Here is an 18,677-nt window from a genome sequence, read left to right as displayed (position 1 = left end):
CAGTCAAAGCGCCACCAGAACCGCGTAAGCCTCTACTGCACCAACGCAATCAGTTCCTTAAGCAATTGTTCCGGCTGTTCGCCGCTGAGTTCAGCGTCAACCGGCAGATACCACCAGTTTTCTTTCGCAAAGGCACGGCATTTCACCGCATCTTTTTCGGTCATAATGAGCGTCTGGCCAGGCGCGGTAAGCGCCTCAACCTGCTCTGCCACCAGCGCCTGATGGTCAGCCAGCGGAACGCGTTTTTCCAGCCGGGCGCCACACTGTTCCAGCGTCGCGAAGAAGCGCGGCGGATGACCAATACCCGCCATTGCCACCAGCGAAGGCAGTTCTGCAACCGCCCGGCGTTCACCCGTCACCAGGTTGACCGCCATTCCCGGTAACAGACGCATAGGAATTTCACCCGCCTCGGCTTCACCGCCGTTAACAATCACCGCATCAACGGACTTCAGACGCGAAGCCCGTTCACGCATGGGGCCAGCGGGCAGCCACCAGCCGTTGCCGAAACGACGCACGCCGTCGATAACTACAATCTCTTTATCACGCGCCAGAGCGTAATGCTGCAGGCCGTCGTCAGTGATGATGATTTGTGCCGCGTGTTCAGCAAGCAGGGCCTGCACGGCGTCGCTGCGCACCGGGGAGACCGCAACCGGCGCACCGGTACGCTGGAAAATCAATACTGGCTCATCACCCGCTTCTGCGGTCGTGGTTTCCGCCGACAGCAGCAATGGGTAGTGCGCCGCTTTACCACCATACCCACGCGACACCACGCCGGGGCGGATGCCGCGTTTTTGCAACTGCTCCACCAGCCAGATCACCACTGGCGTTTTGCCGTTGCCGCCCGCCGTGAGGTTACCCACCACGACTACCGGAACCGGCGCGCGCCAGGCACGCTTGATCCCCAGACGGTAAAACAGGCGAATAATGCCGCTCACCAAACCGTACAGCCAGGAGAGCGGCAAAAGCAGCAGCCACAGCGGGGATTCACCGGACCAGATGCGTGCAATCATTCGCCGAACTGCATCTTATGAAGCTGGGCGTAAACGCCACGATGTTCCAGCAGATCGGCATGGCTTCCGCGTTCAACAATGATGCCGTCCTCAACCACGACGATCTCATCTGCCTGCTCAATAGTGGACAGACGGTGCGCAATCACCAGCGAAGTACGGTTCTTTTGCAGTTCATCCAGCGCCGACTGAATCGCGCGTTCAGATTCCGTATCCAGTGCAGAGGTTGCTTCGTCCAGGATCAGTATCGGGCTATCGCGCAGCAGCGCGCGCGCAATGGCGATACGCTGGCGCTGACCGCCGGAGAGCAGTACCCCGTTTTCACCGATTATCGTGTCCAGACCGTTATCCATCTTGTTGATAAAGTCCATTGCATACGCCATACGCGCGGCGTTCTCAATCTGCTCGCGGCTGTACTCGTCAGTGCGTGCATAAGCAATGTTGTTGGCAACCGTATCGTTGAAGAGATGCACGTTCTGAGAAACCAGCGCAACCTGGTTACGCAGCGACTGCAGGGTGTACTCCCGCAGGTCGTGACCATCCAGCAGGATCTCACCTTCGTTAATATCGTAGAAACGAGTGATGAGGCTCGCAATGGTGGATTTACCGGAGCCGGAGCGGCCTACCAGCGCAACGGTTTTACCTGCCGGAATCGTCAGGTTGATATTGCGCAGAGCCGGCGTTTCGCGGCCTGGATAGGTGAAGGTCACGTTGCGGAACTCCACGTCGCCACGGGCGCGCTCTACCTCGCGTGTACCTTCGTCTTTTTCCTGTTCAGAATCCAGAATGCTGAACAGCGTCTGGCAGGCGGCCATCCCGCGCTGGAACTGGGCGTTCACGTTGGTCAGGGATTTCAGCGGGCGCATCAGGGCAATCATCGAGGAGAAGACTACGGTGATAGTACCCGCCGTCAGCGTCTCCATTACGCTCGGGAAGCTTGCCGCATAAAGAACGAACGCCAGCGCCAGTGAGGCAATCAGCTGAATGATCGGGTCAGAGATGGAAGAGGCCGAGACCATCTTCATCCCCTGCAGACGCATTTTGTTGCTGACTTTGTCAAAGCGTTTGGTTTCAACTTCCTGACCGCCGAAGATCAACACTTCTTTGTGCCCTTTCAGCATCTGTTCTGCGCTGGTCGTCACCTGCCCCATGGTATTCTGCATATTCTTACTGATATTGCGGAAGCGCTTTGAGACGACGCGGATAGCAATGGACACGACCGGTGCCAGCACGATAAGGATCAGCGACAGCTGCCAGCTGTAATAGAACATCATTGCAAACAGACCGATGATCGACGCTCCTTCGCGCACGACGGTAATCAGCGCGCTAGAAGAGGAGGAGGCAACCTGCTCTGAATCGTAGGTAATACGAGACAGCAGCGTCCCGGTGGATTGCTTGTCAAAGAATGAGACCGGCATGCCCATCATGTGGCTGAACAGACGACGGCGCATGGTCATAACCACTTTCCCGGAAACCCAGGAAATGCAGTAGCTGGAGATATAGCTGGTGATACCACGTAAGATCATCAGCCCGATAACCACCAGAGGCATCCATAGCAACACTGAGCGATCCGTTTTACCAAAACCGTCGTCCAGTAACGGTTTGAGGAGCGATAACATAAAAGTATCGCTGGCTGCGTTGAGGATTAACGCTACACCCGCCACGATCAGGCCTGCTTTAAAGGGTGCAATCATCGGCCAGAGTCGGCGGAAGGTTTGCCACGTGGAGAGATCTTTGTCGTTATGCATTCAAAAAACCAGCATTTGTTGAAATAGCCGCATATTCTACCCGTTATCTACGGGCGCGCCAAACCACTGATGATACCAGGGGGGTAAAAATTGATCCCGCACGCGCCGGATTTGCCAGCGATGGTGCGAAAATGTCACCGATATTTGCCCGGAATGGGGGGTATCGTGCCAGATATATCCCTCTTTTCGATAGCGCCGGACTACTTTAGCCGACGGGAATCGCCATGCGTTATAGCGGGCCGCTGAATCCAGAGCTATCTGTCCCTTAACCCGCTGTACCAGCGGCAATGACGACGAGGTATTGCTGCCGTGATGAGGTACCTGTATGAGGGTGGACGTCAGATGCTGCCAGTAATGGCTAAGCATAGCCTGTTCTGCCTGTGCTTCAATGTCTCCCGTCAGCAGAACGCTCTGCTCGCCGTCGTCAATTTTTACCACGCAGGAGTGATTGTTACCCTGAGCCGGATAATTTTCAGTGGGCCAGTGGACGGTGAACGTTAACCCCTGCCATTGCCATCTTTGCCCGCGAAAGCAGGGACGATGCCCAGTCTGGTGCAACGGACTTCTTACCCACATTTCGGGCCATGTTTTTTGCAGCGATACAAGGCCTCCCGCATGGTCGAGATGCTCATGGCTCAGAATAACGCCTTCCGGCTGCAGATGATGCCAGCGCAGCCATGGAATAATTAACCGCTGTGCACTATCCCCGCCCGGCCAGGCAAGCCCGGTATCGTAAAGAATGGCTTTTCCCTGTCGTTCAATAACCATTGCCAGTCCCTGCCCCACGTCCAGCATATGGAGCGTCCAGGCGTCGCTTTTCGCCGTCCGCCAGAGGGGAGAAGCCAGCAAGACACTTCCCGCCAGACAAACGGCAGGAACGGTTTTCCAGGCACGGAAACGCCAGCCGATGAGGATAAGCCACGGCAGTAACGTCATGTACTGCCAGCGCTGGTCCACACTCTGCCAGCCGTCTGGCAGGCGCATCAGCAACCAGAACAACCCGGCAAGCGTCTTATCGGCTGCATACCAGATGCCGCTTTCCAGCCCCTCCAGCGGCAGCAGATGGAGCAGCATGCCGAGTAAAATCAGCGGTACGCAGACAAACGTCACCAACGGCACGGCAAAGAAATTGGCGATCAACGATGAAATGCTAAAGCCATGGAAAATCAGAACCTGTAGCGGCATGAGAAGTAACAGCATGCCGACCTGCAGATAGACCAGGTTCAGCAGCGGACGTATCCGGCGAGCCCACTGCCAGTGAGGAAGCGGCAACCACTGAAACCAGAAAATCAGCGCGGCGACGGCAAATGCAGACAAAAGCAGACTCTGCGAAAGTATGGCTAAGGGATCGCTTATCAGGATCGTCGCGACACAGCAGATCCACACCTGCCATGGAGACCATTGCCGGGAACCGATCCGCAGCGCCGCCAGTACAGCAAGTGCGATGACCGTGCGTAGCGCGGGCGGTTGCAGACCGGTCAGCCAGGCGTAGAAAGCAGCAAAGAATAACCCCGCCAGCAGAGGCATTTGCCAGTTGACCCGATGGCAAGGTAATAAAAACTGAAGCCCGCGTACAAGAAACCAGACGATGGAGGCCGCCAGCGCGATATGCAGACCCGAAATCGCCATCAGATGCAGCGTGCCGGTTTCACGCATCAGGTCTTTTACTTCCCTGGGGACATCCAGACGTTCTCCCATGCCCAGCCCGAGGATAACCGCGCCCCAGCGATAAACTGAAAGTCGGTTTTGCAGCGATGTCAGGTATTGCGCTCGCAGGCTGCAGCGTCCATCGATGAGTTCTGCATGGGTAAAACGCCCACTTAGCGTTTGATGGCGGGCAATAGCGCTGCGCTGGGGGTCATACCCTCCGTCGTTCAGTTCGCCGTGTACAGGCCTGAGCCGGAGCGTCATCGCCCAGCGCTGACCGGCACACGCTTTCTGCGGCAGATAATGACCATAAAGCGTTACGCCTGTTGACGCCCACCAGCGCTGGCCATCAACGGTGAGTATTTTTCCCTGATGCACAGTGGCACCATCAGTCGCGGCGATCTCCACCTCGGCCTGTACGGCACCTGCGGTTAAATGCTGCATCGGCCAGACGCTCTCTTGCGCGGCCAGAATGCCCCACACGCAAAATAACAGCGTCATCCCCACATACTTCAGCCGTACGTTTTGGCGTGCGGCCAGTGCAACTGCGCCAGCCATCATTATCCAGATGGTGTAACGCGATGGCAGTTCAGGTAACCAGAGTAACGGGGCTATCGCCAGAATGGCGCAGATACCTAAAGCGGGAATTCCCATTGCTACCTCCCTGTTTCTGGGCGGCAGTATGCGGGCAGATAGAGCGGGGTGTCAGGCGTGAAAAATGCAATCTACAGCAAGCGCTGCAAGGTTTTTAGCGCGTTGCAGAAAACGCAACTTAAAATGCGAGACACCTTCAGAATGAAAGTGACGGAGACAAAAAAAGCACCCGCAGGTGCTTTCTTTCGAACCCAGTTTAACCGGCTGGCTAAACTCAGTTGCCGTAAATATTGGCGCGATCGCGCAGTTCTTTACCCGGCTTAAAGTGTGGAACGTACTTCCCTTCCAGCTCGACTTTATCACCAGTTTTCGGGTTACGCCCGGTACGTGGAGCACGATAGTGCAGAGAAAAACTACCGAAACCGCGGATTTCAATGCGCTCGCCCTGGGCAAGAGTGGAGGCCATATGCTCCAGCATCTCTTTTACGGCATCTTCCACTGCCTTGGCAGGGATATGCGGTTGCTGACTGGCAAGTCTTTCAATCAATTCTGACTTGGTCATGATTCCTCCGGTTCCTTTCAAACCAATTAGCTGAACAGCTCATTAAACAAGGGCGGCCGTAGCCGCCCTTTGTTATTGATTACAGGACGAATCCTGCAATCTGTCAAGTCTGCTCATCACCCTTCGCGCTGTAAATGCGTTACAGCTCAAATGATGCTGAGAACCTGATATTACTCGCCTTTAGCTGCTTTGAAAGCTTCAGCCATTGCGTTGTTAGAGAAGTTTGCATCTTCCTGTTTGTTAACAGTTGCGATTGCATCTTTCTCATCAGCTTCGTCTTTAGCACGAACAGACAGGCTGATTGCACGGTTCTTACGGTCAACACCGGTGAACTTAGCTTCAACGTCGTCGCCTACGTTCAGAACCAGAGTGGCATCTTCAACGCGGTCACGTGAAGCTTCAGAAGCGCGCAGGTAACCTTCAACGCCGTCAGCCAGTTCTACGGTTGCGCCTTTAGCGTCAACTGCAGTCACTTTACCGTTTACGATTGCGCCTTTCTTGTTCAGTGCAACCCAGTTGTTGAACGGATCTTCTGCGAGCTGTTTAACGCCCAGGGAGATACGCTCACGCTCTGCGTCAACCTGCAGAACAACTGCAGCGATTTCGTCGCCTTTTTTGTATTCACGAACTGCTTCTTCGCCTGCAACGTTCCAGGAGATGTCAGACAGGTGAACCAGGCCATCGATGCCGCCGTCCAGGCCGATGAAGATACCGAAGTCAGTGATAGACTTGATTTTACCTTCAACACGGTCGCCCTTGTTGTGGGTTTCCGCGAACTGCTGCCATGGGTTGTTTTTGCACTGCTTCAGGCCCAGGGAGATACGACGACGTTCTTCGTCGATATCCAGAACCATCACTTCCACTACATCACCAACGTTAACAACTTTGGATGGGTGGATGTTTTTGTTGGTCCAGTCCATTTCGGAAACGTGCACCAGGCCTTCAACGCCTTCTTCGATTTCAACGAAGCAGCCGTAGTCGGTCAGGTTGGTTACGCGACCAGTCAGTTTAGTACCTTCTGGGTAACGCTTAGCGATAGCTACCCATGGATCTTCGCCCAGCTGTTTCAGGCCGAGGGATACACGAGTACGCTCGCGGTCGAACTTCAGCACTTTAACAGTGATTTCGTCGCCCACGTTCACGATTTCGCTTGGGTGCTTAACGCGTTTCCACGCCATGTCGGTGATGTGCAGCAGGCCATCAACGCCGCCCAGGTCAACGAATGCGCCGTAGTCAGTGAGGTTCTTAACGATACCTTTGACTTCCATGCCTTCCTGCAGGTTTTCCAGCAGCTGATCGCGTTCTGCGCTGTTTTCGGATTCGATAACGGCACGACGGGAAACAACAACGTTGTTACGCTTCTGGTCCAGCTTGATTACTTTGAACTCAAGCTCTTTGCCTTCGAGGTGCAGGGTGTCACGGACTGGACGAACGTCTACCAGTGAACCTGGCAGGAACGCACGAATACCATTCAGCTCAACAGTGAAGCCACCTTTAACTTTGCCGTTGATAACACCGACCACAGTTTCAGCTTCTTCGTAAGCTTTCTCCAGCGTGATCCATGCTTCGTGACGTTTAGCTTTCTCACGAGACAGCAGGGTTTCGCCGAAGCCGTCTTCTACTGCGTCCAGAGCAACGTCAACTTCGTCACCAACCTGGATTTCCAGCTCGCCCTGGGCGTTTTTGAACTGCTCAGCCGGAATGGCGGACTCAGATTTCAGACCGGCGTCAACCAGTACTACGTCTTTGTCGATAGCAACAACAACACCGCGAACGATGGAACCCGGACGGGTTTCGATTTCTTTTAAGGATTCTTCAAACAGTTGAGCAAAAGATTCAGTCATGTTTAATCTTCAGGTTAATATTAACGTCCACCTGGCTCCGTGCCGGATGGGGTTGTTTCACATACCCGCCGTCAATCCATTGCAGCGGGGGTACTGCTAAATCGGTCGCGATTACGCGAGTGCCAGTTTTTGGCGCGCATATTGTAGCGCTTTTTCAATCACTTGCTCAATAGTTAAACTGGTTGAATCCAGAACTAATGCATCTTCTGCAGGAACAAGCGGTGCGACGGCGCGGTTACGATCGCGGTCATCGCGCTCTTTTATCTCGGATAAAAGGCGATCAAAGTTAACACTAAACCCCTTTTCCTGCAACTGAAGCATACGGCGTTGAGCACGTTCTTCCGAAGAGGCGTCAAGGAAGATTTTTACTGGCGCATCAGGGAAGACCACGGTTCCCATGTCGCGTCCATCAGCGATCAGACCCGGGGCTTCACGAAACGCTCGCTGGCGACGCAGCAGCGCCTCACGAACGCGTGGGAAAGCCGCCACCTGGGAGGCCGCATTAGCGACTTCCTGCGTACGGATCTCGCCGCTCACGTCTTCCCCTTCCAGGATCACTTCCAGGTTGCCATCGGTAGAAACAAAACGCACATCCAGATGCGCAGCCAGCGGTACCAGCGCTTCTTCAGAGGCGACATCCACGTGATGATGCAGCGCAGCCAGCGCCAGCACGCGATAGATTGCTCCCGAATCTAAAAGATGCCATTGCAATGCTTCCGCCATCGCTTTGCACAGAGTACCTTTCCCTGCGCCACTCGGCCCATCAATGGTGATTACCGGGGCAACTGCCGTCATCTTTTTCTCCTTAAATAAGGCATACCGTTAACATGAACGCCGCGCATTATACGCGCCAACGTGCGCAACTGTTACCTTTGCGTGCAAATTACGGAATGATAGAAGCAGAGTGTAGAAGAAATGAGCGGGAAAGATCGTCAGGAAGCGTAAGGAAATGCCGCATCAGGTGATGCGGCAAGACTTCATCATGCCAGGGTGCTAATGCGCGCCAGCTGTTCGAAATAGTCCGGGAAGGTTTTCGCCGTACATTTCGGATCGAGAATGGTCACAGGGGTATCGGACAGCGCCACCAGCGAGAAACACATCGCCATACGGTGATCGTTATAGGTCCCGATTTCAGCAAAGTTCAGTTTTGCCGGAGGGGTAACGCGAATGTAATCTTCGCCCTCTTCTACCTCAGCGCCGACTTTACGCAGCTCGGTTGCCATCGCGAACAGGCGGTCCGTCTCTTTTACGCGCCAGTTATAAATGTTGCGCAGCGTGGTGGTGCCTTTGGCAAACAGCGCCGCCGTGGCAATGGTCATCGCCGCATCCGGGATATGGTTCATGTCCATGTCGATGGCGTTCAGCTCACCGTGGGTACAGGAGATGAAATCATCCCCCCAGGTGACAACCGCGCCCATTTTTTCCAGCACGTCAGCAAAACGAATATCGCCCTGCACGCTGTTGCGGCCAATGCCGGTCACTTTTACCGTACCGCCTTTAATCGCGCCAGCGGCAAGGAAATAGGATGCGGATGAAGCATCGCCTTCAACCAGGTAGTTGCCCGGCGACTGGTACTGCTGCGCCCCACGCACGACAAAGCGCTGATAAGACTGGTTTTCAACCTCAACGCCGAAGGTTTTCATCAGATGCAGCGTAATATCAATATACGGTTTGGAGACCAGCTCACCTTTAATCGTGATAACCGTATCCTGCGGGGCCAGCGGCGCGGTCATCAGCAGTGCCGTCAGGAACTGGCTGGAGACGCTGCCGTCAACCTCGACGGTACCGCCGGTAAAGCCCCCTCGCAGACGCAGTGGCGGGTAATTTTCCTGCTCCAGATACTCAATCTGCGCGCCGCCCTGACGCAGGGCATCTACCAGATGGCCGATCGGACGCTCCTTCATGCGCGGCTCGCCGGTCAGCACGATGTTATTGCTCCCGAGGCACAGGGCCGCCGCCAGCGGACGCATCGCGGTACCCGCGTTACCCAGAAACAGCTCAAGCTCGTCACTCGCCTGCAGCGCGCCGCCGTTGCCGGTCACTTCGCAGCGGGTGCGATCGTCAGAGAGTGTGTAATGAACGCCCAACGCTTTCAGCGCATTGAGCATATGGCGCACGTCATCGCTGTCCAGCAGGTTGGTGAGGACGGTGGTGCCGTTTGCCAGAGCTGCCAGCAGCAGAGCGCGGTTCGAGACACTTTTTGAACCAGGCAGATTGATGGTGCCATCTACCCGCGCGATAGGTTGTAACGTCAGGGATTCCATGAAAACTAAACTCTCAACTCAACATAATAAAAACCCCGCAGGGACGCTGCGGGGGTGAAAAACAGCAAATTAACCGTGACGACGTTCGAAGTCGATCATGAAATCGGTCAGGGCTTTAACGCCTTCCAGCGGCATGGCGTTATAAATGGAAGCACGCATCCCGCCCACCACACGATGGCCTTTCAGCGCGTGCAGACCCGCCGCGAACGACTCTTCCAGGAACACGCTGTCCAGGCTGCTGTCTGCCAGCTGGAACGGTACGTTCATGCGGGAACGGTTCGCTTTCGCCACATCGTTACGGTAGAAATCGCTCTTGTCGATCGTGCCGTACAGCAGTTCGGCTTTCTGCTGATTGATCTTGTCCATCTGCGCCACGCCGCCGTTTTGCTTCAGCCATTTGAAGACCAGGCCGGAGAGATACCAGGCAAACGTAGGTGGGGTGTTGAACATGGAGTCGTTGTCATTCAGGACGGTGTAATCCAGGATTGACGGGCAGGACTTATGGGCTTTCCCCAGCAGGTCTTCACGGACGATGACAATAGTCAGCCCAGCAGGACCGATGTTTTTCTGAGCACCTGCGTAAATGACGCCGTAGCGGCTGACGTCCAGCGGAGTGGACAGAATGGTTGAAGAGAAGTCCGCCGTCACAATGACATTGTCGCCAAAGTCTGGCTCTTCGTGAATGGCGATGCCGTCGATGGTTTCGTTCGGGCAGTAGTGGAGATACGCGGCGTTGTCAGACAGCTGCCACTCGCTCATCGGCTTCACGGCGCGCAGACCGTCAACGGTCACTTTGGCGTCGATAACGTTCGGCGTGCAGTATTTGTGCGCTTCTTTTAACGCACTGGCTGCCCAGTAGCCGGCATCGACATAATCAGCGGTGGTTTTGTCGCCCAGCAGATTGAGCGGGATGCCCGCAAACTGACCGCGTCCACCGCCATGGCAGAACAATACTTTGTAGTTCGAGGGAATGTTCAGCAGATCGCGAAAATCCTTTTCTGCCTCTTCCGCCACCTGAATAAACGCTTTACCACGGTGGCTGATTTCCATCACCGACGTACCCAGACCGTTCCAGTCACACAGCTCCTGTTGAGCCTGTTTGAGCACGTCTGCCGGTAACATTGCCGGACCTGAACTGAAATTAAAGACTTGAGCCATTTCCCCTCACCACGCTAAAAGCCATAAGTTATAACTGTGGATATCGGTTTTATCATTCAGTGACACGCGCCGCAATGTCTAAAACTTATGACCGGGGAAATGTGCCCTTCGTCACACAAAACAATCTGCCGCCTCGTCGTCACAAAACCGACAAAATCGCTGTCAGACGAGGCGTTTAGCCCGGCTAACCTTTGTCCATTCCGGATTTGCACAACGAGGGCATAATTGATGATCGCCCGCATGCATCCCCACAACATGACTACATTTTATACATGCATACTCCCCGGTTTCAGGTATCACCCTGAACCGTTCTACTAACATATCCGGCAGGATACACAGGCCGGGCTTAACGTCGTCGTCAGCATAGTAATAGACGCTGATTTGCCCATTGGTTTCCATGATCGCCAGCCGCACCTGTCCGAGCTGTTCAACGCTATTCAGGCGCAGCTCCATAAAGAACTCAAACTCGGTCATATTGGCGCTTTGCACATTTTCCCAGGCCAGTTGACCGTCCTCAACAATAACGACCGGTTTCCCTTCAAGCAGATCTTCCAGCTTTTCACTTTTTGACATCAGCCACATCACCAGCCGGTAAAGCAAGGCGAGGGAAACAAAAACGATAAACACCGGCACCATCGGCACGTCGTCATAAAACGCGACGTCCCCCGCCGCCGAGCCCAGCGTCAGGATGATCAGCACTTCAAACAGAGACATCTGACGAACGCCACGACGGCCAGTAATTTTGAGAAACAGGAAGACGAGTACGAAGGTATACAGGCTGCGCAGCGCCACTTCGCCCAGAAATTCAGGTGGAACTTTATCAAACGCCATCCGCTGGAGATCAAATGCTTTCATTTTTCTATGCCTTAACAGTCAGTTACTGCTACTAAGCATAGCCCAGCCATTTATTTTCGCCGGAGATAGCACCCGTCACGCAAAACCCGTATCATTGCGCGCTTTACGTACGATAAAAGTGAACGCCATGACTCAAACGTTTATCCCCGGCAAAGACGCCGCTCTGGAAGATTCCATCGCTCGCTTCCAGCAGAAACTGACCGACCTGGGCTTTAACATCGAAGAAGCCTCCTGGCTGAACCCGGTGCCTCACGTCTGGTCCGTGCACATTCGCGACAAAGACTGCGCGCTCTGCTTTACCAACGGTAAAGGTGCGACGAAAAAAGCGGCACTGGCCTCTGCGCTGGGTGAGTATTTTGAGCGTCTGTCCACCAACTATTTCTTCGCTGACTTCTGGCTGGGTGAAACCATCGCCAACGGCCCGTTCGTTCACTATCCGAACGAAAAATGGTTCCCGCTGACCGAAGACGATGAACTGCCGGAAGGCATTCTGGATGGCCGTCTGCGTGCCTTCTACGATCCGGAAAACGAACTGACCGCCAGCATGCTGATCGATCTGCAGTCTGGGAATGAAGAGCGTGGGATCTGCGCCCTGCCGTTCACCCGTCAGTCTGACGAGCAGACCGTCTATATCCCGATGAACATCGTCGGCAACCTGTATGTGTCCAACGGTATGTCCGCCGGTAATACCCGCAATGAAGCGCGCGTGCAGGGTCTCTCTGAAGTGTTCGAGCGTCATATCAAAAACCGCATTATTGCCGAATCCATCAGCCTGCCTGAAATTCCGGCGGACGTGCTGGCGCGCTACCCGGGCGTGGTGGAATCCATCGCCAAACTGGAAGCCGAAGGTTTCCCAATCTTTGCGTATGACGGCTCGCTGGGCGGTAAATATCCGGTTATCTGCGTCGTGCTGTTTAACCCGACTAACGGAACCTGCTTCGCCTCCTTCGGCGCGCATCCTGACTTCGGCGTGGCGCTGGAGCGTACCGTGACCGAGCTGCTGCAGGGCCGTAGCCTGAAAGATCTCGACGTATTCACCCCGCCAACGTTTGACGATGAAGAAGTGGCCGAGCACACCAACCTCGAAACCCACTTCATCGACTCCAGCGGTTTGATCTCCTGGGATATGTTCAAGCAGGACGCGAACTATCCGTTCGTGGACTGGAGCTTTGCCGGTACCACCGAAGAAGAGTTCGCTACATTGATGGCAATCTTCGACGCCGAAGATCAGGAAGTCTATATTGCCGACTACGAACACCTGGGCGTTTACGCGTGCCGCATCATCGTACCAGGCATGTCCGATATCTACCCGGCGGAAGATCTGTGGCTCGCAAACAACAGCATGGGCGCGCACCTGCGTGAAACCCTACTCTCCCTGCCGGGCAGCGAGTGGGAAAAAGAAGATTATCTCAACCTGATAGCCCAGCTGGACGATGAAGGCCACGATGACTTTACCCGCGTGCGCGAGTTGCTGGGTCTGGCGACCGGGAAAGACAACGGCTGGTATACGCTGCGCATCGGTGAACTGAAAGCGATGCTGGCCCTCGCGGGCGGCGATCTGGATCAGGCTCTGGCCTGGACAGAATGGACCATGGAGTTTAACCAGTCGGTCTTCTCCGCCGAGCGCACCAACTATTACCGCTGCCTGCAAACGCTGCTGCTGCTTGCGCAGGAAGACGATCGCGAGCCACTGCAGTACCTGAACGCTTTCGTACGTATGTACGGTGCTGAAGCGGTTGAAGCCGCCAGCGCGGCGCTGAGCGGTGAAGAGCCGTTCTACGGTCTGCAGGCGGTTGACAGCGATCTGAAAGCCTTCCCGGCGCATCAGTCTCTGCTGAAGGCCTATGAAAAGCTGCAGAAAGCAAAAGCCGCTTACTGGTCAAAATAAGCGCATATAACATTAACGGCAGTAGGCGTATTCAATCGTCTGGGCTATATTACGGGGCAATTTCATTGCCCCGTTTTTTATTCTCTTCGGCAATGATTGTTGATTGTAATAATAAAGTTAAACACGGGTAAATATAATAATATTTGCCTGGGCTTTATTGTTACTTTTTATGGTAAATACTCCATATTAATTAACTGTTTCGAAGGGGGCCGAACGAAAAAATTCAACTCTTTTCATAACTTTTAAAATTTATTTTTATACGGATAATCAAATACTTACTCCGCATTTGTTGTAAAACCATACATACTGCGGGCCTATAAGCCAGGCGAGATATGATCTATATCAATTTCTCTTCTATAATGCTTTGTTAGTATCTCGTCGCCGACTTAATAAAGAGAGAGTTAGTGTGAAAGCTGACAACCCTTTTGATCTTTTACTCCCCGCCGCGATGGCAAAAGTTGCCGAAGAAGCGGGTGTCTATAAAGCAACGAAACACCCGATGAAGACGTTCTATCTGGCGATCACCGCTGGTGTGTTCATCTCTATCGCTTTCGTCTTCTACATCACCGCCACCACCGGTACTGCCGGAATGCCTTTCGGCATGGCCAAACTGATTGGCGGCATTTGCTTCTCACTGGGTCTGATTCTCTGCGTCATTTGCGGCGCCGACCTCTTCACCTCAACGGTGCTGATTGTTGTGGCGAAAGCCAGCGGAAGAATTACCTGGGGTCAACTGGCGCGCAACTGGCTTAACGTCTACGTTGGTAACCTGATTGGCTGTCTGCTCTTTGTTCTGTTGATGTGGCTCTCTGGCGAGTATATGACCGCCAACGGTGGCTGGGGGCTTAATGTCCTGCAAACCGCTGACCACAAAATGCATCACACATTTATCGAAGCCGTTGCTCTCGGCATCCTCGCAAACCTGATGGTCTGCCTGGCGGTCTGGATGAGCTATTCTGGCCGTAGCCTGATGGATAAAGCCATGATTATGGTTCTGCCGGTTGCGATGTTTGTTGCCAGCGGCTTCGAGCACAGTATTGCGAATATGTTCATGATCCCGATGGGGATTGTTATCCGCAACTTTGCAAGCCCGGAGTTCTGGACCGCAGTTGGTTCATCCCCGGAAAGTTTCTCTCACCTGACTATTATGAATTTCATTACTGATAACCTGATCCCCGTCACTATCGGGAACATTATCGGTGGGGGTCTGTTAGTTGGGTTGACATACTGGGTCATTTACCTGCGTGGCGGCGACCATCATTAATGGTTGTCTCAGGCAGTAAATAAAAAATCCACTTAAGAAGGTAGGTGTTACATGTCCGAGCTTAATGAAAAGTTAGCCACAGCCTGGGAAGGTTTTGCGAAAGGTGACTGGCAGAATGAAGTCAACGTCCGTGACTTCATTCAGAAAAACTATACCCCGTATGAAGGTGACGAATCCTTCCTGGCTGGCGCAACTGACGCGACCACCAAGCTGTGGGACAGCGTAATGGAAGGCGTTAAACTGGAAAACCGCACTCACGCGCCAGTTGATTTTGACACCTCCGTTGCATCCACCATCACTTCTCACGATGCTGGCTACATCAACAAAGCCCTTGAGAAAATTGTTGGTCTGCAGACTGAAGCACCACTGAAACGCGCAATCATCCCGTTCGGTGGTATCAAAATGGTTGAAGGTTCCTGCAAAGCGTATAACCGCGAGCTGGACCCAATGCTGAAAAAAATCTTCACCGAATACCGCAAAACCCATAACCAGGGCGTATTCGATGTTTATACCAAAGACATTCTGAACTGCCGTAAATCTGGCGTTCTGACCGGTCTGCCAGATGCCTATGGCCGTGGCCGTATCATCGGTGACTACCGTCGCGTTGCGCTGTACGGTATCGACTTCCTGATGAAAGACAAATACGCGCAGTTCGTTTCCCTGCAGTCTGACCTGGAAAACGGCGTAAACCTGGAAGCGACTATCCGTCTGCGTGAAGAAATTGCTGAACAGCACCGCGCGCTGGGTCAGATCAAAGAGATGGCGGCTAAATACGGCTGCGATATCTCTGGTCCTGCGACCAACGCTCAGGAAGCTATTCAGTGGACCTACTTCGGCTACCTGGCCGCTGTTAAGTCTCAGAACGGTGCAGCAATGTCCTTCGGCCGCGTATCCACCTTCCTGGATGCGTACATCGAACGTGACCTGAAAGCAGGTAAAATCACCGAGCAAGACGCTCAGGAAATGATTGACCATCTGGTCATGAAACTGCGTATGGTTCGCTTCCTGCGTACCCCAGAATATGATGAGCTGTTCTCTGGTGACCCAATCTGGGCAACCGAATCAATCGGTGGTATGGGCGTTGACGGCCGTACGCTGGTTACCAAAAACAGCTTCCGCTTCCTGAACACCCTGTACACCATGGGTCCTTCTCCGGAGCCGAACATCACCGTTCTGTGGTCTGAAAAACTGCCTCTGAACTTCAAGAAATTCGCCGCTAAAGTGTCCATCGACACCTCTTCTCTGCAGTACGAGAACGATGACCTGATGCGTCCGGACTTCAACAACGACGACTACGCTATCGCTTGCTGCGTGAGCCCAATGGTTGTTGGTAAACAAATGCAGTTCTTCGGTGCGCGTGCAAACCTGGCGAAAACCATGCTGTACGCTATCAACGGCGGCGTTGATGAAAAACTGAAAATGCAGGTTGGTCCTAAGTCTGAGCCAATCAAAGGCGACGTGCTGAACTATGACGAAGTCATGGAGCGCATGGACCACTTCATGGACTGGCTGGCTAAGCAGTACGTGACCGCGCTGAACGTTATCCACTACATGCACGACAAGTACAGCTACGAAGCCTCTCTGATGGCGCTGCACGACCGTGACGTTATCCGCACCATGGCGTGTGGTATCGCAGGTCTGTCCGTTGCGGCTGACTCCCTGTCTGCAATCAAATACGCGAAAGTTAAACCAATTCGTGACGAAGACGGTCTGGCCGTAGACTTCGAAATCGAAGGCGAATACCCGCAGTTTGGTAACAACGACGCTCGCGTTGATGACATGGCGGTTGACCTGGTAGAACGTTTCATGAAGAAAATTCAGAAACTCACTACCTACCGTAACGCTATCCCGACTCAGTCTGTTCTGACCATCACCTCTAACGTTGTGTATGGTAAGAAAACCGGTAACACCCCAGACGGTCGTCGTGCTGGCGCGCCATTTGGCCCAGGTGCTAACCCAATGCACGGTCGTGACCAGAAAGGTGCTGTAGCTTCTCTGACCTCCGTTGCTAAACTGCCGTTTGCTTACGCGAAAGATGGTATCTCTTACACCTTCTCTATCGTGCCAAACGCGCTGGGTAAAGACGACGAAGTGCGTAAAACTAACCTCGCGGGTCTGATGGATGGTTACTTCCACCACGAAGCGTCCATCGAAGGTGGTCAGCACCTGAACGTGAACGTAATGAACCGTGAAATGCTGCTCGACGCGATGGAACATCCTGAGAAATATCCTCAACTGACCATCCGCGTATCTGGCTACGCAGTACGTTTTAACTCCCTGACGAAAGAACAGCAGCAGGACGTTATCACCCGTACTTTCACTCAGTCCATGTAAGTGGAATTGACTGAAATCACGCGTTAAAAAGCGTACAATAAAGGCTCCACGCAAGTGGGGCCTTTTTAACACCCTCGCTTCACCAGTCTCTTTTGTCCGCTATCTATACTTTATGGATAACAGCCAAAACAGACTCGACATAGCCTTTGAGCTGTGCAACTACACAGGCCCCCGGATGGGCCAAATTCGGAGATATCACCGCAATGTCAACTATTGGTCGCATTCACTCCTTTGAATCCTGTGGCACCGTCGATGGCCCGGGGATCCGCTTTATTACCTTTTTCCAGGGCTGCCTGATGCGCTGCCTGTACTGCCATAACCGCGACACCTGGGACACGCACGGCGGTAAAGAAGTCACCGTGGAAGATCTGATGAAAGAGGTGGTGACCTACCGCCACTTTATGAACGCATCCGGCGGTGGCGTGACCGCGTCCGGCGGTGAAGCTATTCTTCAGGCTGAGTTTGTCCGCGACTGGTTCCGCGCCTGCCATAAAGAAGGCATTCATACCTGTCTCGACACCAACGGCTTTGTGCGCCGCTACGATCCGGTCATTGATGAACTGCTCGACGTGACCGATCTGGTGATGCTCGATCTCAAACAGATGAACGATGAGATCCACCAGAATCTGGTTGGCGTTTCTAACCACCGTACGCTGGAGTTTGCCAAATACATCGCCGATAAAGGCATCAAAACCTGGATCCGCTACGTTGTTGTTCCCGGCTGGTCAGATGACGATGACTCCGCGCATCGCCTGGGTGAATTTACCCGCGACATGGGCAACGTCGAGAAAATTGAGCTTCTGCCCTATCACGAGCTGGGTAAACATAAATGGGTGGCTATGGGCGAAGAGTACAAGCTTGATGGCGTGAAGCCGCCGAAAAAAGAGACGATGGAACGCGTGAAAGGTATTCTTGAGCAGTACGGCCACAAGGTCATGTATTAAAGAGAAGGCCCGGTAAGAACCGGGCCTTTTTATATTCTATTTAAAGACGCCGTTAATTACGGAGGTCACAATCGCCGTACTCAGCGCAATTAAGACCAGGTCGTCCCCGACCACGCGCCATTCATAGCCCGGGTAGGAAGGAAGCTGGCCGAGCATAGAGGCTGGTACGGTCTTCTTCGCAATGCCCGGAGGAAGCGGTTTACCGCGTGCGAGGTTTTTCGCAATCCCCGGAGGCAGAGACTCATAGCCCGTTAAGCCATAATTCAGTGCCAGGTGGCGGGCATGATCGAAGCTCACGCGAGCGTCGACGTCATTACCCACATCTTTGCTGTTTTTGAAGCTCTTATCCGATTTTCCAGGGTTTTCCTTTCCGCTATTTTGCTTATTACCATGGTTACCGGAATTACCAGAATTCCCGTTACCATGATTGCCGCCATTACCTTGTCCGCCACTGTTTCCATGACCACCGCCATTCCCGTTTCCAGGATTAGCCATGACCGGAGCCGTTGCAAACGTTAAAGACAACACTACGGCAAGTGCGGTAGTGGAAAAACGACGTATAGACATG

14 protein-coding genes are annotated in these 18,677 nt (G+C 53.6%); 4 read left to right on the top strand and 10 right to left on the bottom strand.

What is annotated here, in order from left to right:
- Positions 1 to 32 precede the first annotated feature (32 nt).
- The 9 genes from lpxK to IM284_RS01525 form a co-directional block, all read right to left on the bottom strand.
- Complete coding sequence (lpxK, locus tag IM284_RS01565) at positions 33 to 1,010, bottom strand: tetraacyldisaccharide 4'-kinase (protein WP_047368212.1); 978 nt, start codon at positions 1,008 to 1,010, stop codon at positions 33 to 35.
- The gene (gene msbA / locus IM284_RS01560) at positions 1,007 to 2,755 is read right to left on the bottom strand and encodes a lipid A ABC transporter ATP-binding protein/permease MsbA (RefSeq protein WP_028012570.1); all 1,749 of its coding nucleotides are present in this window, start codon (positions 2,753 to 2,755) and stop codon (positions 1,007 to 1,009) included. The genes lpxK and msbA overlap by 4 nt, the downstream gene beginning before the upstream one ends.
- A 36-nt stretch (positions 2,756 to 2,791) precedes the next feature.
- Entirely contained in the window at positions 2,792 to 5,056 is a 2,265-nt protein-coding gene (locus tag IM284_RS01555) for a ComEC family protein (protein ID WP_047368211.1), read from the bottom strand.
- 214 nt (positions 5,057 to 5,270) lie between these two features.
- Positions 5,271 to 5,558 (bottom strand): integration host factor subunit beta, encoded by a 288-nt coding sequence (gene ihfB / locus IM284_RS01550; RefSeq protein WP_008499965.1) that lies wholly within the window; start codon positions 5,556 to 5,558, stop codon positions 5,271 to 5,273.
- A 170-nt stretch (positions 5,559 to 5,728) separates the two neighbouring features.
- Positions 5,729 to 7,402, bottom strand: a complete 1,674-nt coding sequence (gene rpsA, locus IM284_RS01545) for a 30S ribosomal protein S1 (RefSeq protein ID WP_008499966.1) — start codon at positions 7,400 to 7,402, stop codon at positions 5,729 to 5,731.
- Positions 7,403 to 7,513: 111 nt separating this feature from the next.
- Entirely contained in the window at positions 7,514 to 8,197 is a 684-nt protein-coding gene (gene cmk, locus IM284_RS01540) for a (d)CMP kinase (protein ID WP_013097305.1), read from the bottom strand.
- A gap of 185 nt (positions 8,198 to 8,382) precedes the next feature.
- On the bottom strand, positions 8,383 to 9,666 hold the full coding sequence (gene aroA / locus IM284_RS01535; protein ID WP_045261765.1) for a 3-phosphoshikimate 1-carboxyvinyltransferase: 1,284 nt from the start codon (positions 9,664 to 9,666) through the stop codon (positions 8,383 to 8,385).
- A 69-nt stretch (positions 9,667 to 9,735) separates the two neighbouring features.
- Positions 9,736 to 10,824, bottom strand: a complete 1,089-nt coding sequence (gene serC, locus IM284_RS01530) for a 3-phosphoserine/phosphohydroxythreonine transaminase (RefSeq protein ID WP_047368210.1) — start codon at positions 10,822 to 10,824, stop codon at positions 9,736 to 9,738.
- A gap of 162 nt (positions 10,825 to 10,986) precedes the next feature.
- Complete coding sequence (locus IM284_RS01525) at positions 10,987 to 11,679, bottom strand: DUF421 domain-containing protein (protein ID WP_028012566.1); 693 nt, start codon at positions 11,677 to 11,679, stop codon at positions 10,987 to 10,989.
- Between the two features lie 127 nt (positions 11,680 to 11,806).
- Here IM284_RS01525 and ycaO point away from each other — a divergent pair, with 127 nt between their 5' ends.
- The 4 genes from ycaO to pflA all read left to right on the top strand — a co-directional run bounded on the left by ycaO (position 11,807) and on the right by pflA (position 18,109).
- A complete protein-coding gene (ycaO, locus tag IM284_RS01520; RefSeq protein ID WP_193055701.1) occupies positions 11,807 to 13,567 on the top strand; it encodes a 30S ribosomal protein S12 methylthiotransferase accessory factor YcaO in 1,761 nt (586 codons plus the stop codon).
- A gap of 406 nt (positions 13,568 to 13,973) precedes the next feature.
- Positions 13,974 to 14,831 carry a formate transporter FocA gene (gene focA / locus IM284_RS01515; RefSeq protein WP_028012564.1) on the top strand — a complete coding sequence of 286 codons (858 nt, stop codon included), beginning with the start codon at positions 13,974 to 13,976 and terminating at the stop codon, positions 14,829 to 14,831.
- Between the two features lie 51 nt (positions 14,832 to 14,882).
- Positions 14,883 to 17,165 carry a formate C-acetyltransferase gene (gene pflB, locus IM284_RS01510; RefSeq protein ID WP_023338210.1) on the top strand — a complete coding sequence of 761 codons (2,283 nt, stop codon included), beginning with the start codon at positions 14,883 to 14,885 and terminating at the stop codon, positions 17,163 to 17,165.
- 203 nt (positions 17,166 to 17,368) lie between these two features.
- Positions 17,369 to 18,109 carry a pyruvate formate lyase 1-activating protein gene (gene pflA / locus IM284_RS01505; protein WP_028012563.1) on the top strand — a complete coding sequence of 247 codons (741 nt, stop codon included), beginning with the start codon at positions 17,369 to 17,371 and terminating at the stop codon, positions 18,107 to 18,109.
- A 36-nt stretch (positions 18,110 to 18,145) separates the two neighbouring features.
- Here the strand turns inward: pflA and IM284_RS01500 are convergent, their stop codons facing one another.
- Positions 18,146 to 18,676, bottom strand: a complete 531-nt coding sequence (locus tag IM284_RS01500) for an anti-virulence regulator CigR family protein (protein WP_047368209.1) — start codon at positions 18,674 to 18,676, stop codon at positions 18,146 to 18,148.
- Between the last annotated feature and the right edge of the window lies 1 nt (position 18,677).

Origin of the sequence: Enterobacter cloacae complex sp. P12RS (assembly GCF_014895875.1) — a bacterium.
Lineage (GTDB): Bacteria > Pseudomonadota > Gammaproteobacteria > Enterobacterales > Enterobacteriaceae > Enterobacter > Enterobacter bugandensis.
This window is presented reverse-complemented; position numbering and strand designations above follow the sequence as displayed.